The following is a 24,252-nucleotide window of genomic DNA, read 5'->3' as shown; positions in this document are numbered from 1 at the left end:
TAATAGCCACTCCACGAGCGAAGCGAGTGGCCTGGCAAGAGGCTCAAAAGGCACGGGATTGAGTGATTGTTTTGTCAGGCTACTCGCAGAGTGCTTTTTGCGCCTATTTTAATGGTTGTTTTTCCGGCGCAGGCGGGCGGCGGCGAGGAGGGCCAGCGCGGCCGCGCACCACGGCGAAAGCGCGCCGCCGCCGCCGTCACCGCGGGAATTGCCAACGCGGTAGGGGTCGTCGGTGTTATAGACAATGAGCTTGAAGTCGCTGGTGGTGGCCGTGCCGGAGTTGTTGACCACCACGGTGCGATAGACACTGCCATCGTCAATGGTCACGTTGCCGAGGTTCAGCGTCGGGAAGGTGGCGCCGGGGATGTTGTCCCACGCGGTAGTGTTGTATCTCTGACGCTTCTGCCACTGGTATTTGAGCACCGGATCGCCGGTGGCCTCGATGAAGAGGGAAACATTATTACCGAGGTCAACCGGCCACTCGGTGATCACCTGGGCCGGACCGTCCACCGGGCGGGGCTGGGTGATGATGCGCGGGGGCACGGGGGCACCGATGGTGATGTATTTCGGGTTGCTCACGGCGATGTCGCCATCGGCGAGCGCGGCCTGGAGCACATAGGCGCCGGAGAGATTTTGCCGCGCGTAATCCACATGGAGGGAGGCGGATGTCTCGCCCGCAAGGGGCCGGTTGTCACGCCGCCACTGATAGGAGACGGCCTGCGCGCCGGTGAGCGTGGAGGTGAGGGTGAAGCTCACACTGTCGGGCAGCGCGCCCTCGGTGCCGCTGATGGCCAGCGCAACGGAGGCGGCGGGCGCGGCCGAGGCCGCGCCCGAGGTGTTGCCGGCGTTCGCAGGGATGAGAGTATCCAGGCTGGAGCCTGATTGCATCAAGTAGGAATAATCGGGCGTGAACACGAGGTCGGTGCCCGATGTCATCACCGAGGTCCCGCCGGACACGATGTTGTCGATATTGCCCGCGTGCAGCCACGCGTTGGTGCCGGTCTTGAGCCACGGTTCGTTGACCGAATCGAAGTAATTATACTCCACGACGGCTTCCGCGCCGTCGCCGACGGCGATGGTGGAAAGGTTGCCCGGCGCGTTGAAATAATTGTCGTATATATGCACGCGGCTGTTGACCGCGAGGGGCATGTCCCGGCCGGCGTCCTTCCAGTGGTTATGGTGCAGGCTCACGTGGGACGGGCCGGTGGAGCCGGAGACGCCGGCGAGCATGGCGGAACGCGCGCCCTCCGTCCCGGTGAAATAAAGCTCGGACCACGCAAGGGTGATGTTGTCGGAGGTGGCGTCGATGGTGACGAGCGGGCTGTCGGTGCCGCTAAAGAGGGAAACGTGGCCGACATACACGTCGGTCGCGCCGGTGACGGCCAGGCCCGCGGCGCCGGGGGCGGGGTTGGAAATGTTCAGGCCGCGGACGATGACGTTGCTCGCGCCGGGACCGATTTGCAGGCCGCCGGAAAGCGTGGCGTCGGCGTCGAGGCCCTGAATGGTCTTGTCGGAGCCGACCACAAGGTTGCCGCCGGACAGGGCGATGTTGCCGCGCAGGGTGAGAACGGCGGGATTTTCGAGCGCGGCGTATTCGCGGAGTTCGCTTTCGGTGGAAACGAGGATGTTCGGGGCGCCGCCGCCGCCGGTGGCAGCCGTGCCGTAACCGTCGGGCCGCGGAGCGGGGAAAGCCGCCGGCGCGAGGGCCAGCTCCGCGCCGATGCTGGTGTCCTCGCCGAAGGTGTTGGAAACGATCACGCGGTAGAAACCGGCGTCGGAGGGCTGCGCGTTGTTTATGGCGAGGGCCGTGCCGGTGGCGGCGATATTATTAAATATTATATTGTCCGCGCTTTTCTGCCATTGGTAAACCAACGGCTGGGCGCCGGAGGCGAAGACGGAAAATGTCACCGTGTCGCCGGCCACGGCGAGCCGCGGGAGCGGCTGTTCCATGATGAAGGGCGAGGGCGCGCGGATGTTGAGCGTGCCGGAAACCTCGCCGTAGTAGCCGGGCGCGTTGATTTGCGCCACGACCGGATAAAGGCCGATTTCGGCCGGCGCGGCCGGGCTGCGCTCCTCGCCGTAGGTGACGACGGCGGAGAGGCCCGCGGGATCGGTGGCGACGGAGACGGGCTTGGGGTCGCCGTCCCACGCCTGGATGAGATCGCCGAGCGTGACGGCGGCGGGCTGGGGCACGGCGATGTCGTCCACGCTCCACGCGTCGTTGGCACCGAGCGTGATTTGCGCGGTCGGCGCGTCGGGGCGGTCAATCTGCACGACGACGCTGTCCGGCGCGTTGCGCTGGATGCGGACGCGGCCGGCGAGAGCGGACGCGGCGGTCGCGCCGTCGTTGGGCAGAAGCACGGTCACGAAGCTCGCCGGCACGCCCTCGCGCAGGGTCGAGCGGGCGTAGGTGGCGTAGGGGTTGGTGTTCATCCACAACGGCGCGGGCGGGCGGACGCTGCCGAATTCGCGTCCGGGTGCGCGTTCCATGACGACGAGCAGGCGGGCGGTGCCGCGCGCGAGACTCCTGGTGTTGAAGAAGCCGGTGGCGTCAAACACGCCGGGGACGACTTGCACGGGCTGGCTGCCGGCGTCGAGCTGCCAGACAGGGCCGGCATTGCGGCCGTCGGCGTCCCTGTCGGGCAGGAGCGTGTCGTGGACGACGAGGGTGCCGTCGTCGAGCTGGACGATGCGGCGGGTGAGTTTCGTGCCGAGGGTGAAGTAATCGTCCACGGTGAACGCGCCGTAGCGGCCCTTGGCGGCGGTCTCGACCTTGGCGGCGGTGGTGGTCGGCGCAAAGGGCTGGAGCCAGGCGATGGCGCCGTTCATGTGCTCGCCGCCGTCGTAGTAATCCTGGCGGTGCGCCATGATCGAGTCGTCCGGGTTCAGGCCGGAAGTGGCGGGCACGTCCACCTTCCACCAGAATTTGACGAAGGGATGCTCGGCGGGAAGCACGCTCAGGTTGAGCCGCTGCGACGAAGGCAGCGTGATGAAGGTCGAGCTGTTCTGCGAGATTTGCGGGCCGGCGTCGAAGCGCAGCGCGGTGTTGGGCGCGCCGGACGGACCGTCGGCAGGAGTGGCGTTCAGGTAGCCGGCCCAACCGGAGGCGCTGGTGAGCGGATTGAGCAAGGTTTCAGTGCCGTCGGCGGCGACGAGGCGGTAGTTACTCAGCCAGGCGTGGCCGGACTCGGTCGGGTTGTGCTGCTCGACGCGCCAGAGCGGCGTGTCAATGAGACGCCGTCCGCCGCCGTTATACAGCGGGTGGGAGGCATCGGTGATGATCGGGAAGCGATCGGTGGGGATGGCGGCTTCATACCAGACCCCGTTTTCCGGGTAGCCGCGCCAGGGGAAGGGCATGCCGGCGGGATTGATCAGCACCATGCTGGCGTGGTCGCTGGAGCGGTTGTTATAGCCGAGGCCGTAGAGATAAACGGTGTTCCCGTGCTCGTAGAGGGAGATGGAGCCGATTTGCTCGGTGTGGCTGTGCCAGCCGTGGGCGTGGATTTCCGCCACGGTGAAGGGGGCGCCGGAGTCGCGCGAGGGGGCGAGGACGATCTTGTCGAACTCATCCGCGGCGAGCACGGTGTTGCGGGTCTGGAGCAGAGAGCCGGTCGCGGGCTGGACGGGTTCCACCGCGAGGTCGCCCCATTCGTCGGCGTAGGTGAGCAGGAGCAGTATCATGGGCTCGCGGGTCGTGCTGTTGCGGGTGAGGCGCCACACGGCGTTTGCGGCCCAGCGGAAGGAGGGGTCGTTCCAGCGTTTGGCGGCCCACTCGAAATTCAGCGGCCAATTGTCGAGGGCCGGCATGGGGGAGCCGTTGCCGTCGTCGCCGTAGGCCGGCATCGCGCCGTCGCCGGCCACCTGGTCGCGCCAGCGGGTGACCATGGCCTTGGTGCCGGCGTGGTCGAGGTCGGCGAGCATGGCGGCGGAGTCGAGGCCGCTGATGCCGGCGGCGCGCTTCGCCATGAGAATGGAATAGGTGAGGAAGGCCTTGTTGTAGTTGAGGGAGTTTTCCGCGGTGTCGTGGCGCGCGGTCCACGAGGCCCATTGGGCCTTGACGTAGTCGGTCCACGCGCCGCCGGCATCGAGATCGGACCAGAGGGCGAGCGCCTGCACGGTGCCGGCGGCGGGAAAGGCGCCGGTGTTGTTGTCGGCGATCTCGGCCGGCCCGAGGTTGTCGCGGGCCATGGTCTTGAGGGCGGCCTTGAACGTGTCGTCAAAGGCCGGGTTGCCGTAGCCATTCTGGATGAGGATGGAGCAGGCCTCGGCAAAGGAAAACTTGGCCTGAAAACTGATGCGCCAAGCGCCCAGCTGGCGCTGGTTGTTCAGCGCGTTGAGGATGTAGAACGCCTTGTCGGCGTAGGCGGTCTCGGTTTTGCCGCCGAGGAGCCAGAGGCGGGCGGCGGCGGCGGCGATGTGGAAGAGGCGGTCGTTGGCCGTGCCGCCCGCGGCGGGGGAGGCGGTGGCAGCGTCCACCTTGGCGTCGGTGTAATCGTTGGCCAGCGCGCTGTCGGTCCAGGATTTCACCGTGGGCAGATAGGTGGTGACGGTGGACGAGGAGGAGCCGGCGCGGATTTTCTCAAGCTGCTCCAGCGTCAGCACCTGGCTGTAGAGGCGGATGTCGGCCATCCAGCCGTCGAGGGTGCGGCCATTGTTGCCGCTGGTGGAAATGTTATGGTAGGCGACATTCACGAGGGCGCTGGTTCTGAGCGCGCCCTTGGTATTCACCGTGCCGTCCCTGAGCTTGGCGACCGCCAGTGCCTCGGTGCCGTAATAAAGGGTGGTAAAGCCATTGGTCCCGTCCCAGGTGCCGGCGACAAACACCCATGCGCCCGGCTGGGTGAGGGTGGTATTCACACCGGCCTGGATGTAGGCGGCGGAGCCGGCGGAGTTGGCCGTGGTGCCCGCCAGATTGAAACGCAACGCGCCGGTGTTGGTGAAAAGAATATCGAAGGCGCCCGTGCTGGCGTCGGTGGAGTTGTTGCGCAGGACGGACGTGTAAACGGTATTGCCGGGAAAAGTTGTATCGAGCTTATACCATAGGGTGAAGGTGAACCCGGTCGCCCCGCCCACGTTGAGGCCGGAAGTGATGCCGGCGAGCGGGCTGGCGAGGGCGGGATCGGCGTTTACGGTGGGATAGCCGGCGGTAGTCGTATAGGCGGAAAAATCGAGCGCGCGTCCGACGCCGAACGGGCCGGTGCCGTCCGCCGTGATGAACTCGCCGGGCGCGCACGTGTTGAAGTCGGTGGTCGTGGCCTTGCGCAGGAGCAGCGTGTCGCCCGTGAGCGAGGCGAAACCGTCGCGGGTGCCGGTGTTGGGGACGGAGGTGCCGCTTTCGATGGGGTTCCATTGGACGGACGGGAGCGGGACGGTAACATCGTCGGCAAAGGCGGCGCCGCCGAGAAGGAGGAGCGCGGCGGCAACGGCGGGGCTGGAGAAAAAGGGAAGTGTTTTCATGGGCTTGAATGCGTTGGGTGTTTTCGGTGACCGGTTTCGCAGCGTCGGGAAACCTCATTTCAGGCTGATGTCGTAGGTGAGGATGAGGCTCAGCGGCGTGCCGGGTCTCATGCCGCGCAGATAGACCTCGTCGAGGAGGTTGCTGATGTTCAGGCCGATGTTGTGGTTGACCTTGCCGGTGCGCCAGCTGTAGCCGAGGCCGCCGTCAACGAGCGTGAGGGCGGGGTTCTCAAAATAATACTGCTGGTAGGTGCGGTTGCCGATGGTGAGGGTGGGCGCGCGCACCTTGCTGTTGCCGAAGACGGAGTAGGTGGTGTTGTTCACGAGCATGGGGCCGGTGTAGCGGACACCGAGGCGGAAGTTCATGCCCTTGAGGAAACCTTCGCGGAGCTTGTAGGTGAGGGCGAGACTGCCCATCCACTTGGGCGTGCCGTCGGGCGGGACTTGCAGCAGGTATTGCTCGGTCTGGTTCTGCACGTGGGTGTAGGAGACCTCGGTGTAGCCGGTGGCGAAGAGGACGCTGAGGGAGGGGGTGACGCGGGCGTTGAGGTCGAGCTCGAAGCCGTGGGAGTTGATGTCGTTGAGGTTGGAATATTGGTCGGTGGAGCCGGGGATGTAGATCGCCTCGCCGAGGTCGTTGCGGGCGGTGCGGGGGACTTTTTCCTTGTCGGTGTCGAAGTAGGTGAGGGTGAAATTGAGCTTTTCGCCGAAGAGGGCGGCCTTGAGGCCGATTTCGTAGCCTTCGCCGCGCGAGGCGGGAAGGGGGTTGCGGAAGATGTCGCGGTTCGCGCCGTCGGCGCGGTTGGGGTTATAGGACTGGCTGTAGTTTACGTAGGCGGACAGCTCGGGGCTGATTTTATAGAGCAGGCCGCTCTGCATGGTGACGGCGCGGTCGGGGGCGTAGCTGCGCATCCCGCCGGGGGCGTAGTCCACCATGCCGGCGCCGACGTTGTTCATCGCGTTGAGGTAATCAATCATGGTGGTGCGGATTTCGTCGTAACGGACGCCGGCGAAGGCGATGAGGCGGTCGCGGAAAAAGGTGGCGCGCTCGGAGAGCATGACACCCTTGGTGATCTGCTGGGTGTCGGTCCAGGCGGTGTCGTAGTTCCACCGGGAGGCGTTGAAAAAATCGAGGGAGTAGTCGAAATCGGGGTTGGTGAAGCCCCAGTCGCCCCAGAAGGAGTCGTTAAGGGTGACGAGGCCGCCCCAGTGGGTCCACGTGTCGGGGTCGGCGGTGTTGCCGGCGGCGGCGGGGTCGCGCTCGATGGCGAGGCGGCTGCGGCCCTCGGCGTCCTGAATGGAGTAGTCGGCGGTGAGGAGGAGCTTGTGGGCGACGGGGCCGGTCTTGAAAGTGGCGAGGAGGTCGGCGGAGATGTTGGACTGCGTGAGGCGGTTGCGTTCGATGCGCGGGGTATAGACACCGCCGAGGGTGCCGCCGAGGTAGGAGCCTGAACCTGAGCCGGAGGTGTCGGTGAGATAATAAAGGTAGCTGCCGCGCGGGGAGGTCATGGTACGGACCGGAATGACGTAGTCGCCCGTCACCACGCCCGTCAGCGGGTCCGTCGTCAGTTCGTAACGGCACTGGCCCCAGAGGTTGCGGGTGGCCGGGGTGCCGACGGCGGTGCGCATAATGTCCTGGTTGCGCTGGATGTAGCCGGCGACGACGCGCAGGGAGAGCCAGCGGGCGAACTGATGAGTGAAGCTGGCGTCGAACTGGGTGAACTCCATCTCGTGGTTGGCCCCCCGGCCGGAGGTGTTCATGTTTTGGAAACGCTCCCAACTGCCGGAACCGAAACGGTCAACATAGGCGGCGGTGCTGGCGGTGCCGCCGGCGCCGTCGGGCAGTTCGACCAGCGCCTGCACGAAGGGCATGGTGTTGGCGTTCTGGGCCTGGTTGCGGAACCAGACGTAGTCGAGGTGGGTGGTGAAGGTGGTCTTGGGGCCGATTTTCCAAGTGGTGGCGTTGTAGAGGTTTTTCCGGCGGAATTGGGCGAAGTCCTGCACATACTGCTTGCTTTCCTCCACGGAGGCGGCGAAGCGGGTGAAGAGGGTGCGCTTGGTGATGGGCGTGTTGATGTCGAGGGTGGCGCGGTAGAAGTCGTCGGTGCCGCCGGCGAGGCGGATGTTGGCGAAGGGTTTGTTGGTGGGGTTCTTGGTGACGATGTTGCGGAGGCCGGCCGGCTCGGTGGCGCCGTAGATGGCGGCGTTGGGGCCGCGGACGATCTCGACGCGGTCCACGGCGACAGGGCCGTAGATGCCGTCGGACTTCATGCCGTTGCGGTAGGTGCCGACGCCGTTGGAGCGGATGCCGCGCACGTTGAAGGTGCTGGAGCCTTCGTTGCCGTTAATGACGAAATTGGAGGAGTAGGTGGTCACGTCGTTGAGGTCGAGGAGGAGGAAGTCCTCGATGAACTCGCTGGTGATGGCCTGCACCGAGATGGGCGTGTCGAGGATGGCGGCGGCGTAGCGGGTGCCCGTGGCGCCCTCGGCGGCCATGTAGCCGGTGGACTTCTCGGCGCTGACCTCGAAGGGAGAGAGGATGACGACATCCTCATCGGGCGGCGGAGCGGACGGGGCGCGTTGGGCTGGCGCGGTGCCGCCAGCGGCGGCGAGCAGGAGGGCGAGGGCAATGGGCAAACGGGCGGTTTTCATCATGGGATGGTGCGCTGGTGGCGGCGGTGGCGGCGGTTTTTGGAAGTGGAATTTTCGAAGCGACTTCGGGCGAGGCGAGGGCGAGTGGAGTCGGGCTAAAATCAAGCCGGGCCGGGGCAGGTTCACTGGCCGGCGCTCATGCGCACGGCCTCGATTTGGGAGGGAGTCAGGGCGGCGGTATAAACGCGGATGTCGGCGAGCCAGCCATCGAAGGCGCGGATGCCGCCGTCGGAGAGGTTGTGGTAGCCGAAATTGATGTTCGCACCCTTGTCGCCGATGGTCTTGCCGCGTCCGGCGAGGCGGGCGGTTTTCAAAACGGCGGCTCGCGCCGACTCGTTGCCACCGTAGAGGGTGGTCGCGCCGTCGGCGCCGCCCCAAGTGAGGGCGACAAACACCCATTCGTTCTCGCGCGAGAAGGCGGGATTGCGCGGGGCGACGATGCGGTCGGGCGCGTCCGCGGCCTTCTCGGTGCCGCGGGTGAGGGCGCAAAGGGTGTCGGCGGAGAAAAGCAGGTCGAGGGAGGCGCTGCGGAGAAGCGTGGTGAAGGAGCCCCTGGCCGTGGGCAGCGGGGCGGCGAGCTTATACCAGAGGGTGACGGTGCAGGCGGAAAGCCCGCCGAGGTCGCCGCGCACGATGCTGGCGCAATGGGCGACCTTGCCTCCGTTGCCGTCGTTGGCGGAAAAGTCGATGGCGCGTCCGCGCTGGAAGGGGCCGGTGCCTGCGTCGAGCACGAGGGAGGCGGGCTCGCAGTTGCCGAAATTCTTGGCGGTGTTTTTGCGCAGCAGGAGCGGGACGTTCGGGCGGCTGGCGAGGCCGGCGCCGGTGCCGAGGTTGGGCAGCGTGTGGCCGGGCGCGGCGGGCGCGTAATGCAAGGCCGGCGCGGGCGGCTCGGCGGCGGCAAAGGCCGGGGACCGGAGACTAAAGGCCGAAACCGCCAGCAACGCGCAAAGCGCCGCCGGAAAATTTTTTCCAATGGTGGGATGGATGGTCATGGGATGGGGAGTTTGATTCTTATGGTTAAGGTGAAGGTTAATTTGCCGGCGCGAGGGTGAGGGTGGCGTTTTTTGGGAGGATGATTTCGAGGCCGCCGTTCGGGAGGGCGGTGATTTCCGACGCGAGGGCGGTGCCATCGGCGGCAGCGGCGGTGGCGCGGGTGTTTCGCACGGTCCAGCCGGGGACGCGCAGGCGGCAGGGCTCGCCGGCGAGGCTCTTGATTTCGACGCGGACGGCGCGCCCGCCGCGCCATTCGCCGGAGACGAGAAACGCGCCCTCGGCGCGGAGGTTTTCGAAGCGCGCGGCGGGCATGGCGGGGAAGACGCGGAGAAGTCCGCCGTGGCTTTGGAGGAGCATGTCGTTGACGGCGGCAACAACGGTCAGCGGCGTCTCGATGGTGAGGCCGCCGGAGCCACCAGGGCGGCGGCTCTCCTCGGCGTAAAAGGTATTGGGGAAAATTGTGGTGAGGAAAATCGTGTCCGGGGTGCTTTTGCCGAATGAGAAGTTGAAGAACTGATTGAGCTGACCGAGCGCGCCGTCGCCGTCGCCGAGCATGGCGAGCAGGGATGCGGCACCGGTGTAGGTGAAGCCGCAGCGGTCGTCGCCGGGGACGGTGAGCCAGTGGTTGATGGAGCGGGTGGCGAGCGCGCGCCGGGCGGGGTCGTCGAGGTCGAGGAGGTGCAGCGGGTAGATGGACATGAGGTGCGAGAAGTGCCGGTGCGCCTTGTCGAGCGGGCGGTCGCGGCCGATCAGCAGGCCGGTCTTTTCGTCCACGGGAAACGGCGCGAGGCGGGCGAGGGCGTCGCGCCAGCGCGGGAGGTTTTTGTCGTCGAGGTGGAGGCGCCCGTGGGAGTCGACGAGGGTTTGCAGGCCCCAGCGGAGGAGGGCGAGGTCGTAGTTCGCGTCGGTGGCGTCGGCGAACTCGGGCGAATGGGTGAGGCGGAGATGGAGGAGGCCGTCGGCCTCGGTTTGGGTGTGGCCGAGGTAGTAGTTGACGGCGGGCGCGAGGAGCGGGAGGAGGCGATCGCGGAGGATGGTGTCGTCCATCTGGACGCGGTAGAACTCCCAGTAGTGGTAGAGCATCCAGGGGAGGTTGCCGAGTTCGGCGCCAGTCGGGCGGTCGGTGCGGACGAAGGAGCGGAGGTCCTGCACGGAAGTGCGCCCGATGGCGGCGGTGTCGCGCTCCGGACGCGCGGGCAGGGCGTTGGCGATGAGTTGGTCGCGGCGGCGGTCGAGGTTGCGGTAGAGCGATTCGGCGAGGTCGAGGCGGTTGGAGGCGGCGAGCGGGTGGTAGGTTAGCTGGAGGTTGAGGTTCCACCAGATGCGCGGCCAGGCGGTGACGCGATACCACGGGCCGAGGAGGTCGCAAATCGGGCCGTCGGCGCGCATGGCCGCGCCGAGCTTGTAGATTTGGCGCCAGTAGAAGGTCTCCAGCGCGGGCGCGCCGGGCAGTTCGACGCGGCTAAGCGGGTAATAGGCGCGCCACCAGGCGCGGTGCGCGGCGAGGAGCGCGGCGGGTTCGGCGGCGGAGGCGGCAAGCACGGCCTCGGCACGGGCGCGCGCGGCGGAAAGATCGGCGGCGTGCTCAAGGGCGACGAGGAAAACACGACGGCCGCCGGCGTCGGCGGAGCGAAGGGCGCGGGCGGCGGCGACGCTGGCGCCGGCGGAAGGCACGGCGCCGAAATCATTGTCGCCGACCGCGAGCGCGCCGGGGGCAGGGGTGGCGCCGAGGTAGGTTTGCTCGCTGACGAAACCGCCGTCGTCCGTCGCGGTGACGATGGCGGGCGGGTGGAGTTCGTCGGGCCGGTAGGATTGCTGCTTGTAAGTGGAGCGCGGCGGGCGGACAAGGGCGGCGTGCCATTCGATGCCCGGCGGCGGCTCGCCGCCGACGCCCTCGGCCTCGATGAGGATGAGGCCGGGCTCGCGTAGCGCGACGGAGCGCCAGCGCACCTCGCCGCGCGCGGTGCGGAGGGTGCCGCGGGCCTCGGCGTTCCAGAGATCGAGGCGCATGTCGCCGCCGGTGACGGCGCCGGCGGTCTTGAGCGCGACGCGTCCGACGGGGATGCGCGAGAGCGCGACGTAGAGGTCGGCGCGGTTGATTTCCCACGAGAGTTGTTTCGAGCCGGCGGCGGCGGGGTCTTCCTGAAGAAAAATGGTGGCGCCGAGGTTGCCGTTGCCGATGAAGGCGGACTCGCCCCAGGTGTCCGGCAGGGTTTGCCAGACAAAATCGTGCCGGGCAAGAAACGCGGCCCAATCGAAGGCGGAGGTGGGTTTGTAACCCATTAGGTTACAAACCGGGCAAACGGACGCCGCGAGCAGCAGGACGGGCAACAATGGTGCGATGCGGCGGAGGGTCATGGCAGGGAGTCCGCCTTGGCGGTTTTTATAATCCACTCCTCGATCGCGGTGTTTTGGGCGGGGGTGGTCTTGTGCCCGGCGGCCACGTCGAGCGTGAGCGTTTTCGGCGCGGTGATTTGATTATACGCGGCGTAAATGGAGGTGGGCGGGCAGGTCTCGTCGTTGTAGCCCCAGGCGTAATGGCCCGGAACCGCGATGCGTTTCGCAAAGTTCACGACATCGTAGTAGGCGGTGGTTTCCAGCTTCGCGGGATTGCCGAGCTGCGGGCTGCCCGGCTCGAACATGTGCGGCCAGCCGCCGGCGCGCCCGTGCAGATAACCGGTGACGTCACAGTAGGCCGGGAACTGCGCCGCCAGCCCGGTCACGCGCGGGTCGAGCGCGGCAGTGACAATCGTCAGCATCCCGCCCTGGCTGCCGCCCGAGACGATCAGGTTTTTCCCGTCGAAATTGGGCAGCGAGACGAGGTAGTCGTTCGCGCGCACGCAGCCCATGTAAACCCGCCGGTAATAATAGGCGTCGCGGTTGTCGAGATTGAGGTTCCGGTAATCGCGCAGCGCGCCGGCGTCGAGGTCATCATATACGTCCTTCGGCAGGTTGACGGGGATGCCGTGGATGCCGATGCCGAGCGTGATAAAGCCGCGTGCGGCCAGCGAAGTGTTAACCGGCACGCGCGGGGCGATGCCCGCGCCGGGCACGCGCAGCACGGCGGGATATTTGCCGGGCGCCTTGGGCTCGCACAATATTCCGTAAACGTGGGCCTTGTAGCGATGCGCCATCAACCCGGTGGCGAGCGTGCGGATGCGCACATGATATACATTGACGGCATCGGTGCAATATTCGGGCAGCAGTGTCCGCCCCGCCTCCATCGGTATCGCCGCGAGTTCGGCCTTGCTGCCTTCCCAATATAATTCGAAATCCTTCGGCTCGGTTTGCGTGGGTTTTATTTCATCCGGCGAGACGGCGGCGGTGGCGAGGCCCTTGTAATTTTTCCCGGCGACGCGGGCGTTGACGATGCAGCGCAGGAACCCCGGCGCGGAGAGCGAACCGCCGTCAACCACCAGCCCGCCCTCCGGCACGACGGCATTTTTTGCCGACGCGGGCATTTTTTCCGGGCCGATTGTATAATTGATCCCGACCTCTTTGACCGGGGCGCCGTCGTCGGTGACGCTGATGGCGAAGCGGACGGGCTCGCCGGTTTTATAAAACCAGTTGTCACGGTCCGGCGCGACAGAGACCTTGATTTCCCCGCCCCGCAGCAAGGCCGCGGGGAGGAGCAGCCACAGAATGACGAAACGGGGAGGAAGGTGAAAATTCATATAAAAAGAAAAAAGGTGTTTTAACTGGCGAAGATCGGCGGAGAGAATTTTTTCCTCAGGCCTCTTTGCGATTATAGACAATCTCCATGTATATCTGCGGTTAAATTTCCGGATTTCCGGCAAGGTTCCAGCCGCGGAGGACCGGCAGGAGCGCATCGCGCATTCTGGCGTAACCGGCGGCGTTGGGGTGCAGGCGGTCGCCGAAATACTCCGGCTTCGAGGTGCCGTCCTCCTGCGCGAAGAGCGAGTAGAGATCGCAAAGCGTGACGGCTTTGTCCGAGGCGGCGATTTCCCGGAGCAATTTGTTCAGCCCGGGGATGCGTTTCGGAAAATCGCGGTCGCCGTTGCGCGGCATGACGAGGCAGAGCGCGACGGGCATCGCGGTGCTATAAGCGCGCGTCTTCGCAATAATCGCCTTTATATTGGCGGTGATGTCGGCGGCGGTGTCCATCGCGCCGAGGTCATTGGTGCCGATAAGCAGAACGAGGCCGCGCGGATGGAGTGCGAGCACGTCGTCGTCGAAGCGGTAGAGCAAATTGCGCGCGCGGTCGCCGCCGATGCCGCGGTTGGCGATTTTCACGCCGAGCGGGGCGAAATCCTGCGCGAGCGTGCGCCAGCGCTCGGTGATGGAATCGCCGGCAAACACGAGCGCGCCCTGCTCGGCGTCGCGGAGTTTCGCGAAACCGGCGCGAAGCTGGTAATTCCAGTTTTTGAAACGGCCTTTCCCAACGGGCTGGCCAACGCCGGGAAACGCGTCGTTCGCCGGCCAATAGGGATCGGGCTCCGGCGCGGGCGGCGGCTCGTTGCGGCGGGCGGGCGCCGCGGCGGCGGCAAGCTTGAGCGCCTCGGATAACGGAGCGGTGGCGGCGGTGACGGTGAGGTTGTCAATCGCCACGCCCTGCACGCTGGCGCGCACGCCGCGGCCGAACCAGCGCAGCCAGATTTCGTCGCCGTCGGCGGCGAGCACGGGGAAGGTCGCGGTGATGCCGGCGCGTCGATTGGCATCCGCATTGCCATCGAGCAGGCGCGCGGCCGCGCCGGTTTCGGAGGCGGTGTGCGGCGAGGTGAAATTGAGCTGTTCCACCGGCGTCCAGCCAGCGGAACCGGTGAGCAGGCCGCCATTGACTTTATAAGAAAACTGGAGCGTGGCGGGTGTCGGGCCGTCCTCGCGCCACTGCTCGCCGTCGTAGGCGATGGTGAGCGAGGTGATGGCGGAGCCGGTGCGGTTGACGAGGCGCAGGCCGACGGCGAGGTCGCCGGAGTTGGCCGACACTCGCAGGCCGAGGGCGCGGTCGGACGAGCCGTCGGCGCCGTAACTGACGACGCCGACGGAAGCGCCGCCCGGGTCGGCGCGGAAGGTGTCCGGCCCTCCGCGCCGAGCGAACGCCGCGTGCCAACCGGGGAGGGTCTTGTTGTTTTCCCAGACATTGCCGGCGCCGCCGCGCGGCAGGGTGTCGAAGTCCTGCGCGCAGGTGCCGCCGGTGTATATTATCTGGGCGGACGCCAGAAACGGAGCGGCGAACAAACCTGCGGCTAGGAGCATTTCTTTTTTCATGGGATGGTAAAACGCTGGCACAAATGCGAATGGCCGGGAGCAAAACATTTGGGGTGCGTCAGGATTAAAGAAATAGCAGGACCGGCTTGAAAATGGAATCGCAGGCACGCTCAAACACTTCGCTCAATCGCTCATAAGATGAGTGTCCGGCTCGGTCCGGGTCGAGAGTCAAAGTTTAATTTTTCTGTTTAATTATAATATTAACATATACTTGTGAAACCTCTCAAGATATCCGAAACATCCCCATTTCATCGCCCGCGAGCGGAATGCTCCTGCTGTTTTAAGGGAACAACTTTTCCCACCGACCATAAGCCTGAACTCCCGGCCCGAACCGCGCCTCCGGCGGCCCCGCGATCTTGACTCGTTTTATATATCCCGGTCTATATTATTCTTCATGCTGCGTTACCTCGGACATGGTTCTCGTTATTATGGCCAACAGCCCATGGCGCCTCAATCCCGCGCCAACTGGGAATTTTTTGCGGTGGTTTCCGGCCGGTGCGCGCCGCTGCTCCCGGGCGGCGAGGGCCCGGGCAAACCGGAATTGCAATCCGGCACCATCTGGGTTTTCCCGCCCGAACACAAACACGGCTGGGTGGGCGAGAAACGACACTGCAAGGCGGTCGTGCTGCACTTTGGCGTGGTGTTTCCACTGCTGGCGGAAATTACTCGCGAGCACGGTTTTCTGCAGCACAAATTGAGTCCGGCGCAGGCCCGGCGCATTGAGGGACTCGCCCGGGAATTGAAACCGCATTACGAAAAACCGATGAGACTAAGTCCTCTGTATGAGCAATATGCGCAACTGGAACTCGCCCTGATCGCGCTTGAGGGCATGGTCACCACCCGGCTGCCGACGCTCGCCAGCCTCGCCGAGCAAAAGGTCGAAACGGCGATGCTGTATTTCAAGGATCACCTGCCGGAACGGCCGGCCATCGCGCAGGCGGCGCGTGTCGCCGGAGTCTCGTCAAGCCACCTGCGCCGGCTGTTCATGCAGGTGCGAAACGAGAGCCCGCGCGATGCTTTGCAGCGCGTCGCGATGGAGCGCGCCGCGGAGTTGCTCAGCGAGACCAGCCACACCATCGCGGCCATCGCGGAGCAGTGCGGCTTCGCGGGCGCGGGCGAATTCAGCCGCGCATTCAAGTTTCATTATAAAATGCCTCCCTCCGTGTGGCGGGAGGGCATATTGCCGCCTTATAGGAAACCCGTTAATATACAAGGACACTGGCAGCTTCCCGAGGAATCATCCGGTGTGATACAAAAAATGCGGCGATACGGATTCCATCGCTGATGAGCGATTGAGCGAAGTGTTTGAGCGGCCCCGCGCTTCCTCGTCCGGCGGGCTTCTGGTAGCGTGGGGGACATGACCCCGTCCCGTGCCACGTCAATGCTGACCGCCGTGTTTCTGCTCTCCGCCATGCCGTCCCACGCGCAACCCTCCCGCCCCTCCATCGAGACCGCCCGGCCTAATCCTTGGGCGGGCGGAGGAGCGGGCGCGACGCGGGATTTGGAGGACCAGTGGGCGAAATTCCAAGATGCCGCCGCGCGCGGCTCCGACGATGAAAACCGGGGCGTCTCCATCCGCGGCGTGCTGCGCTTCGCGCTCGAGGCGACGGCGGTGGGCTGGGACTCCGCGCGGGTGGAAGAGGCGCTGGCCTTCGGGCGGTCAATGCAGGATCTCGATCCCAAAAGCCGCACTTTCGGCAATTTCAAATGGGTGAGCAACGCCGACAAGGTCTACGACTGGAACGCCGTCGAGTTCGCCACGCAGATCCTCGGGCTGCTGCACAAGTGCCACGCGGACAAACTCACGCCGCGCGCGCGCCGGCTCGTCGAGGAAATGATGCGGTCAGCCATCCCGGCGCTGGCAAACCACAAGGTCAAAATTGATTATACAAATATCTGGATAAAAAAAGCCTGGTGCCTCATCGCGATTGGCGAATGCCTCGGGCGGCCCGATCTCGCCGCCGACGGCTACCAGCGGCTGGACGACTGGACCCGCCATGTCGCGGAAAACGGCATCACTGAATTTGGCGCGGTGACTTATTACGGCACCGACCTCGACACACTCGGCATGATCGAAAAATACGCCGCCCGGGCGGAGGGACGCGCGCAGGCGCTGGCCGCCATCCGGTATTTGTGGACGGACGCGGCCGCCAACTGGTGGGCGCCGGGCGACCGGCTCGGCGGGGCCAACTCGCGCAGCTATAATTTTCTCTGGGGCCACGGTTATTTCGAGGCGCACACCTGGGCCGCGGGCTGGTTGCGCCAGAAACCCGAGCTGGAGCGTCCCGGCTGGCTGCCCGGCGAGCGCGACCATCTCGTCGCCTTCCTCCAGGCCGGCGATACCCCGCCGCGCCCGGAATGGTTTCCGCCGGAAACGTTCGCGCTGCCCCGCACCGTCGTCCAGCGTTGCGGCCCGCTGCCGGAGGACATCGCGGTCAACTGGATCGGGCGGCGCGTGAGCCTCGGCTCGGCCGGACGCGAGCGCGGCGGCGACGACCGGATGCTCGCCGCCAACCTCGGGGACTCGCCGGACATTCCACAATTATCATTGTTCATGGACGGCCGCGGCGACCCGTTCGGCACCAAAAAAACAAAAAACGCCGCCGGCCAGGCCAAGGCCCTGCATCTCGTCCCGTTCACCGCCACGGTGCAGCGGGGGCCGGAAGTGCTGCAAATGCTCTCGCTTGAACCGCTCGCCGCCGGCTCGCGCCACAAACCCGGCGAGTTGTCCTGCTTCCAGACCCACCTGGCGTTTCCCGCCAGTGCGGAAGTGTGGCTCGGCGACCAACCGGCCAAACCCGGCAGCCCCCGCCATCCCGCCGCCGTGCCCGCCGGCGCACCCGTTTATATAAAAATAGGCGACGCGGTGGTGGCGATGCGCATCCTTTATTCCGACACCACGGCAAAGCAAACGCCCGCCCCGGTTTATTATATCCGCGACAGCTCGAAGGCGGTGGCAAACCGCATCACCATCGTGCACGATGACAAGGAGCCCAGGGGCCGCGCCACCGTGGCGGTCTGGCTGCGCGCGACGGAAGGGCTGGATGCGGAGGGTTTCGCCGCATTCCGCCGCCAGTTCGCATCCGCCCGCGCCGCGGCCGCGTGCGATGGGGCCAGGTTCCACGGCGAGGCCGCCGGCCTCGCCGGCCTGCTGCGCATCGAGGCCGACGTCGCCGCGAAAAAACGCCTCGTGCTCGAAGGCGGCGAGCCCCGCCCCGCCCTGCTCTCGATCAACGGCCGCGAGGTCGGGAAGTCCCTGTTCGACGCACTGGAATGATTAAAACAAACCAGCCAATAAATTAACTACGGAGAACACGGATAACTCGGAGTCATGAGGAGAAATTTTATTAACCGTTGTCACGCACATGTAGGGCCTGACCTTGTGTCAGGCCGCGTATGCGGAAAACCGTCCGATATTCGCGGCGCGACGCAAGGTCGCGCCCTACTGCCTCCGCGTTCTCCGCGCGAGACAAGGTGCTCCGTCCGAACTCCGTGCCTCCGTGGTTAAATAAAAACCAGCCGATAATTTAATATACCTCCGACTTATGTTCATGCCAAAACTCCCCCGGTTTTTATTGTTAGCCGCCGCCCTCCCCGCGTTCGCGGCATTCGCCCCCGGCGCCGACATCGTCCTCTCCGGCACGCAAGGCTGGCCCGCGCTCACCGGCACCAACACCTACACCGTCACCGGCGGCGGCAGCGGCGTCGTCACGCTCTCCGACACGCTCCCGCTCGGACTGGCCAACACCTTCGCCTACACCGATTCCCTCTGGGTGACCAACGCCACCACCGTCGGCGTCGCGCAATCCGGCGTCACCCTGCGCGCCGCCGGCGGCGGCTGGGCGGTGGTCACGCAAACCACCGCGAACAACCATCTCTTCACCATCAACGAGTCCGTCACCGACGACATCGTCCTCAACCTCGACAAGCTCATCATCACCGGCGGCAACCGGAACAACAACGGCGGCGCGTTCGCGCTCGCGGGCACCGGCACGCAGTCCGTCTTCGTCACCATCAACGGCGACGTCGTGTTCAAGGACAACGTCGCCGGCGGTTCCCAAGGGCGCGGCGGCGTCTTTTACGTCAACAAAAACTCGCTCAAGTTCACTGGCAATGCCGTGTTCGACAGCAACCGCGCCGGTCTCGGCGCCACCGGCATCGGCGGCGCCATCATCCTCTACACCGGCGCCGGCCAGAAGTTGCTCTTCGAGAAAAACGCCGTGTTTCTGAACAACATCTCCGCCAACACCGCCGGCGCCATCCAGAACGGCAACGACGGCGAAATCATCGTAAACGGCACCGCCGTCTTCATCGGCAATAAATCCGGCGACGCCGTCGCCACCGCGCAGCATGGCGGCGCGATTCTTCTCGGCGCCAACAACAACCCCGTCGGCGGGCTGATCTGGCTCAAGGACGGCGCGTGGTTCGAAAACAACGCCGCCACCGGCGTCGGCGGCGCGATGCAGCTCTACGGCTCCAGCACGCTCACCATCGGCGGCGACGCCGTCTTCATCAGCAACACCTCCGGCTACAAGCTGACGAACGGTTCCGGCGGCGCGATCAGTGCCAGCAAGGCCGGCGGCGCGGCCACCGGTCCCATCACTTTCCAAGGCTCCAGCACCTTTTCCGGCAACGTTTCCATGGGTATCGGCGGCGCGATTTATCTCGAAAACCCGCCGCTGCTGAAGTTCTCCGGCGCCGCCGTCTTCACGAGCAATACTGCCGGCGCCGGCGGCGGCATCGTCAACGGCGGCGCCATCGCCATCGGCGCCGCCAGCGGCACCGTCTCGTTCGGCGGCGCGGCCACTTTCAGCGGCAACCACGCCAGCGGCACCGGCGGCGCGCTCGCCTTCGGCTACACCCTGCAAAAACTGGAATTCGCGGGCGACACGGTTTTCGAGGACAACATCGCCGGCTACGGTGTCGCCACCGGCACCGCCCACGGCGGCGGCCTTTGGCTGGGCGCGGCGGCCGGCGCCGTCACCTTCGGCGGCAGCACGCGCTTCTCCGGCAACGAGGCCACTTGGTCCGGCGGCGGCCTTTACGCCGCCGGTGGCAACACCTTCGCCTTCACCAAGTCCGTCACCTTTGAAAACAACAAGTCCGGTCTCAGCACCGGCTCGGGCGTGCGTGGCTACGGCGGCGCCATCGCGCTCGAAGGCGGCGCCAGCGCCCTCACCTTCAACCTCGATGACGGCGCGGTGGCTCGCTTCGAGGGCAACCAGACCAGCCAATACGGCGGCGCCATCTATCACTACGCCGCCGCCGGCGCCGGCGACCTCGTCTTTTCCGGCAGCGCCGCCCACTTCGCCTTCCTCCACAACGTCGTCGCCACCAGCATGGCCAACGGCGGCGGCGCCATCCACATCCGCAACAACAACCTCGTCGTCGCCGACGACGTCACCGACTTTGTCATGCGCGGCAACTTCGCCGGCGACACCACCCGCAATGCCAGCGGCGGCGCCATCGTCCTCGTCTCCGCCGGGCGCCTGCTTATCGGCGGCTCCACCGCCTTCACCGGCAACCAGGCCGCGTCCAACGGCGGCGCGCTCGCCGCCACCGCCGCCTCCACCTACGACGGCGGCGTCATCGCCCTCACCGGCGCGGCCACCGTCGCGGACAACATGGCCTTCTACGACGGCGGCGCGATTCACTACACCGGCGCGACCGTGAACACCATCCGCATCGCCACCGAACGCTCTGGCGGCATCAGCTTCACCGGCAACACCGCCGGGCGCAGCGGCGGCGCGATCTTCCTCGACGCCTCCTCCATCGGCTCCGGCATTGTCCTCGATGCGCAACAGGCCGACATTACCTTTTCCGGCAACAAGCACGGCGCGACCGTGGATCGCAGCGTGGTTGACGCCGAGGCCATCCGCGCCACCGGCGCGGGCGGCTACATGACCGCCATCGGCGGCACGCCGAACGACATCTTTTTCTCCGGCTCCGACCAGACGCTCGCCCTCTCCGCCACGACGGGCCGCTCGGTCTCGCTGCTCTCCGGCATCGCCAACACCGACACCGCCGGGCTCGTCACCACCGTGACCAAGTCCGGCTCCGGCGCGGTGCGGTTTGGCGCGGTGTCCGACATCAATGCAAACACCACGGTGCAGGCCGGCGACTTTTTGCTGGTGGACGACGCCACCTACGGCCGCGCCGCCACCGGCACCTTCACCGTGCAGGCCGGCGCGGTCCTCGGCGGCAGCGGCACGCTGCGCGCGGACACCCTGGCGCTCGCCGACGGCGCCATCCTGCGCGCCGGCGGCACGCTCGCGTTCGACGTGACCAACGGCGTCGCCCTCAACCATGCCGTGCTCTCCGGCACGGGCGCGATCGGCGGCGTGGCGACCGCGACCGCCTCGCGCGTCGTCGTCGGCAGCGGCCCGCACGCGGGCGGGCAGGCGCTGGCCTTCGGCGGCGCGCTGACGCTGGACAACGCGACCGTGAGCCTGGGCGTCTTCGGCGGGACGGACTCGGACACGTTTTCCGCAAACTCGCTCACGCTGACGGGCACGACTGCGTTTGACTTCAACGAATTTGTCACCGGCACCTACACCCTGCTGAGCACGACCGGCGGCATCACCGCCAGCGGCACGTGGCTGACCCAGGTGAACGGCCAGACCGTTTCGAACTCGCGCTGGGTGTCGAACTATTCGCTGATCGGCGGCAACACCGCCCTCCAGGCCATCCTCATCAAATACGGCAGCAAGGTGCTGGGCTGGAACCTCGCCGGCGGCGGCGACTGGGACCTCGCCTCGGCCAACTGGTCGGACGGCGACGGCTTTCTCGCGGGCGACGCGGTGCAGTTCTCCAACGTGACCGGCACCGTGGGCCTCGCGGCCTCGCGGCTGTCGGCCTCGCAGATGACCGTCTCCGGCACCGGCACGGTCGTGTTTGCCGGGACCGGCGGCATCACCACCGACGCCGCGCTATGGGACGCCGCCAGCGGCGCGGCGCCCGGCACGGTGCTCGGACGTCTGGACAAAAGCGGCGCGGGCACGCTCGTGCTCGCAAACACCGGCAGCAACCACTTTAGCGGCGGCATCATCATCGCCGGCGGCGCGCTGGTGTTCGACCGCGCCGACCAGCTCGGCGCGGCGGCGATTTCCTTTGCCAACACCGGCACGCTCGGCGCGCGGGCCGGCGCGGGCGCGCTGGAGCTCGACAACACCCTCTCGCTCGCCTCTGGCGCGCGCGCGGCGCTCGATGTGGCCGGTGGCACGCTCTCGCTCCACGGCGCGCTCTCGGGCAACTCCGGCACGCTCGCCAAGACCGGCACGGGCGCGCTCGTGCTCGACGCCGACAACTCCGCCTTCCTCGCCCCGGTGCTCGTCGAGGCCGGCGCGCTCGACCTGCGCGGCGCGCTCGGCGGCAATGTCGCCGTGGCCTCCGGCGCGAAATTTTCCGGCACCGGCGCGGTCGTGGGCGGCAACCTCGACGCCGCGCCGGGCGCGTTGCTGCAAGTCGGCTCGCACGGCGCGGGCGCGACCGGCACGCTCGCCATCGGCGGCACGCTCTCGCTCCACGGCGCCACGTTGCTCTACGACCTCGCGACCAGCGGCACCCCGCCCGCGCTCGCCGCGCACGACGGCATCACCGCCACCGCGCTCGCGCTGGGCGGCACGAATACTTTCGATTTCTCCACCTCCATCGTCCAAGGCGACTACCTGCTCGTCGGCGCGGGCGCGGTGACGGGTTTCGATGCGGACAACTTTATCACCTTCGTGAACGGCACCGACTACCGTACCGGCAGCGGGCGCATGTCGGTCGCGTATTCGGCGGACGCCGCCGGCCTGCGCATGAACGCCACCCTGACCGCAAGCGGCAGCCTGGTGTGGAGCGGCTCGACCGGCAGCACATGGAAGGCCAACGACGGCGCAGCGGACTGGCAGGGCATCGACACGAAGTTTGCCAACGGCGACATCGTGGCGTTCGACAGCACGGCTGACGCCGGGCAACCCGTGCAGCGCGACATCACCGTGGACGCCGCCGGCGTGGTCGTGGCCGAGATGCTCGTCACCGGCACCGGCGACTACCGGTTCGCGGGCGGGGCGATCCGCGGCACCGACAACCCGTCGGAAACGAAGTTTGCCGACCCGAGCGGCAAATTGATCAAGGACGGCGCGGGCACGCTCACGCTCGCCAACACGGGCAACACTTTCGCCGGCGGCATCGCGCTGCTCTCCGGCACGCTCCAAGGCAGCGCCGCCAGCCTCGGCGCAAACGTCATCACCACGCGCGCCGGCTCGGCGCTCGTGCTCGGCCAAGCCTCCGGCGCCGCCACCTACACGGGCACCGTCGCCGGCGAGTCCGCCGCGAGCATCGGCGATGTTTATAAAACCGGCACCGGCTCGCTTGCCGTCCAGGGGCTGGTCCAAGCCGATGTGTTCGAGCACCTCGCGGGCACGGTGACCGGCGAGAGTTTTATCTCCGCCGGGCAATACAACCTGCGCGGCGGCACGCTGGCCATCGGCGGCACACTGGTCCTCGGACGCGGCATGGCGGTTGACAGCGGCGGCGTGCTCGCCGGCCAGGGCCGCGTGCGGCTCGGCGCGGGGGGTGCGTTTGTCCACAGCGGCACGATCAAAATCGGCAAGGCCGCCGGGCTGGCCGGCATGGGCACGCTCGTCATCGAGGGCGACTATGTCGGCAACGGCGGCGTGGTCGCGCTGGCCACCGTGCTCAACGCCGGCGGCGCGGAAACGCAAACCGACCTGCTCCACATCACCGGCGCGATGAGCGGCACGGCGCGGCTGGGCATCGCCAACGACGGCGGCCTCGGCGACAACACCGGCACGGGCGCGGGCGACGGCATCAAGGTCGTGGCCGTGGACGGCGCGATCGGCGGCACGTTCTCGCTCGCGGAGCCGGTGACGGCGGGTGTGTTCGACTACGGACTGGTGCGGGGCGACGGCGGCTTCTATTTGCAGGCGGTCGCGCCGGTGCCCGAGATTCCCGCCGCCGGCGCGCTTCCGGGCGTGGCCGCGCTCGCCGGCCAGGCCGGTTTCGACAGCGTGCGCGAACGCCTCGCCGCGCTGCGCGCCGCCCCCGCCCACGAACGCGGCGGCTGGTGGCTGCGCGATGTTTACGACCAGACCGAGTTGAAAACCGGCCCGTTCGAGGCGTCGCGTTTCCACACCAACCTCGTGCAGGTCGGCCTCGACACCGTTTTCGCGGGCGAAGGCGCGGCGTGGACCGTGGGCGCGTTTTATACCAACACCGACATGGCGGGCCGGGTCGCGGGCATCCGCGCGCAGGACGACGCCAAGGGCGCCGGCGTGTATGTGCTCATGCAGCGCGGGCGGCTCCACGCCTCGCTGCTGCTCCAGGCCGACGACAGCATCTACCGCGTGTTCGCGCGCGACGGCGAGTTCCGCACGCGCGGCTGGAGCAGCGGCGCGTCGCTCGAGGCTGGCTACGCGCTGGCCGTTTCGCCGCGCCTCGGCACGCTGGAGGCGGAGGCCGCGCTGACCGGCCAGAAGCTCGCCACCGGCACGGGCTGGGACGACCGCGACCGCAAATACGCCTTCGACGACGGCGAGTCGCTGCTGGCGCGCGCGGGCCTGCGCTGGCACCGCTTCTTCGACCTCGACGGCGGCGAGTGGCTGCAACCCTGGCTGCGCGCGGGCGTGTCGCACGAATTTGCCAACCGCTACGACATGCGCGTGCAGGATGCCGCCACCCCGGCGCATGCGGCGACCTATGTGTTTGAAAACGACCTGCGCGGCGGCCAGCTCGACCTCTCCGCCGGTCTCGGCTGGGGCCTGACCGAACAGTTCAGCTTCAATTTCTCCTTTGCCTTCATCACCGGCAAAGCCCGCGAGTCCTGCTCCGCCACCGGAGGCGTCCGCTATGTGTGGTAACAGGCCGCTTCGCGGCCAGTTTCAAGTTGGAAGTTTAAGTTTAAGAAAAATCAAAAAC

9 protein-coding genes are annotated in these 24,252 nt (G+C 66.7%); 3 read left to right on the top strand and 6 right to left on the bottom strand.

All coding sequences use genetic code 11. The annotated features are described in order from the left end of the window. Positions 1–108: 108 nt before the first annotated feature. The 6 genes from OH491_RS16295 to OH491_RS16270 all read right to left on the bottom strand — a co-directional run bounded on the left by OH491_RS16295 (position 109) and on the right by OH491_RS16270 (position 14,331). Positions 109–5,457, bottom strand: coding sequence for an MBG domain-containing protein (locus OH491_RS16295; RefSeq protein WP_068770516.1), 5,349 nt, complete (start codon positions 5,455–5,457; stop codon positions 109–111). A 54-nt stretch (positions 5,458–5,511) separates the two neighbouring features. Then, positions 5,512–8,112, bottom strand: a complete 2,601-nt coding sequence (locus OH491_RS16290) for a TonB-dependent siderophore receptor (RefSeq protein WP_068770517.1) — start codon at positions 8,110–8,112, stop codon at positions 5,512–5,514. Between the two features lie 119 nt (positions 8,113–8,231). After that, positions 8,232–9,101: a LamG-like jellyroll fold domain-containing protein gene (locus OH491_RS16285; protein WP_068770518.1), complete on the bottom strand. Its 870-nt coding sequence runs from the start codon at positions 9,099–9,101 to the stop codon at positions 8,232–8,234. 37 nt (positions 9,102–9,138) lie between these two features. Continuing rightward, positions 9,139–11,460, bottom strand: a complete 2,322-nt coding sequence (locus OH491_RS16280) for a glycosyl hydrolase family 95 catalytic domain-containing protein (protein ID WP_342750590.1) — start codon at positions 11,458–11,460, stop codon at positions 9,139–9,141. After that, positions 11,457–12,776 (bottom strand): acetylxylan esterase, encoded by a 1,320-nt coding sequence (locus tag OH491_RS16275; RefSeq protein ID WP_068771114.1) that lies wholly within the window; start codon positions 12,774–12,776, stop codon positions 11,457–11,459. Before OH491_RS16275 ends, OH491_RS16280 begins: the two co-directional genes overlap by 4 nt. A 100-nt stretch (positions 12,777–12,876) precedes the next feature. Then, positions 12,877–14,331, bottom strand: coding sequence for a GDSL-type esterase/lipase family protein (locus OH491_RS16270; protein WP_068770520.1), 1,455 nt, complete (start codon positions 14,329–14,331; stop codon positions 12,877–12,879). Between the two features lie 442 nt (positions 14,332–14,773). Between OH491_RS16270 and OH491_RS16265 the strand changes: the two genes are divergently transcribed. The 3 genes from OH491_RS16265 to OH491_RS16255 all read left to right on the top strand — a co-directional run bounded on the left by OH491_RS16265 (position 14,774) and on the right by OH491_RS16255 (position 24,194). Then, positions 14,774–15,616 carry a helix-turn-helix transcriptional regulator gene (locus tag OH491_RS16265; RefSeq protein WP_334319336.1) on the top strand — a complete coding sequence of 281 codons (843 nt, stop codon included), beginning with the start codon at positions 14,774–14,776 and terminating at the stop codon, positions 15,614–15,616. 72 nt (positions 15,617–15,688) lie between these two features. Then, the gene (locus OH491_RS16260; protein WP_068770522.1) at positions 15,689–17,608 is read left to right on the top strand and encodes a hypothetical protein; all 1,920 of its coding nucleotides are present in this window, start codon (positions 15,689–15,691) and stop codon (positions 17,606–17,608) included. 274 nt (positions 17,609–17,882) lie between these two features. After that, positions 17,883–24,194 (top strand): autotransporter outer membrane beta-barrel domain-containing protein, encoded by a 6,312-nt coding sequence (locus OH491_RS16255; RefSeq protein ID WP_145928809.1) that lies wholly within the window; start codon positions 17,883–17,885, stop codon positions 24,192–24,194. Positions 24,195–24,252: the final 58 nt, after the last annotated feature.

This window comes from Termitidicoccus mucosus, from assembly GCF_038725785.1.
GTDB lineage: Bacteria > Verrucomicrobiota > Verrucomicrobiia > Opitutales > Opitutaceae > Termitidicoccus > Termitidicoccus mucosus.
The sequence above is the reverse complement of the archived record's forward strand: the minus strand, read 5'-3'. Positions and strand labels throughout refer to the sequence as shown.

What these genes read in the sequence shown, in the direction of transcription:
- OH491_RS16295 (WP_068770516.1), bottom strand. Translation starts at nt 5,457, where the DNA reads ATGAAAACACTTCCCTTTTTCTCCAGCCCCGCCGTTGCCGCCGCGCTC.
- OH491_RS16290 (WP_068770517.1), bottom strand. Translation starts at nt 8,112, where the DNA reads ATGATGAAAACCGCCCGTTTGCCCATTGCCCTCGCCCTCCTGCTCGCC.
- OH491_RS16285 (WP_068770518.1), bottom strand. Translation starts at nt 9,101, where the DNA reads ATGACCATCCATCCCACCATTGGAAAAAATTTTCCGGCGGCGCTTTGC.
- OH491_RS16280 (WP_342750590.1), bottom strand. Translation starts at nt 11,460, where the DNA reads ATGACCCTCCGCCGCATCGCACCATTGTTGCCCGTCCTGCTGCTCGCG.
- OH491_RS16275 (WP_068771114.1), bottom strand. Translation starts at nt 12,776, where the DNA reads ATGAATTTTCACCTTCCTCCCCGTTTCGTCATTCTGTGGCTGCTCCTC.
- OH491_RS16270 (WP_068770520.1), bottom strand. Translation starts at nt 14,331, where the DNA reads ATGAAAAAAGAAATGCTCCTAGCCGCAGGTTTGTTCGCCGCTCCGTTT.
- OH491_RS16265 (WP_334319336.1), top strand. Translation starts at nt 14,774, where the DNA reads ATGGCGCCTCAATCCCGCGCCAACTGGGAATTTTTTGCGGTGGTTTCC.
- OH491_RS16260 (WP_068770522.1), top strand. Translation starts at nt 15,689, where the DNA reads ATGACCCCGTCCCGTGCCACGTCAATGCTGACCGCCGTGTTTCTGCTC.
- OH491_RS16255 (WP_145928809.1), top strand. Translation starts at nt 17,883, where the DNA reads ATGCCAAAACTCCCCCGGTTTTTATTGTTAGCCGCCGCCCTCCCCGCG.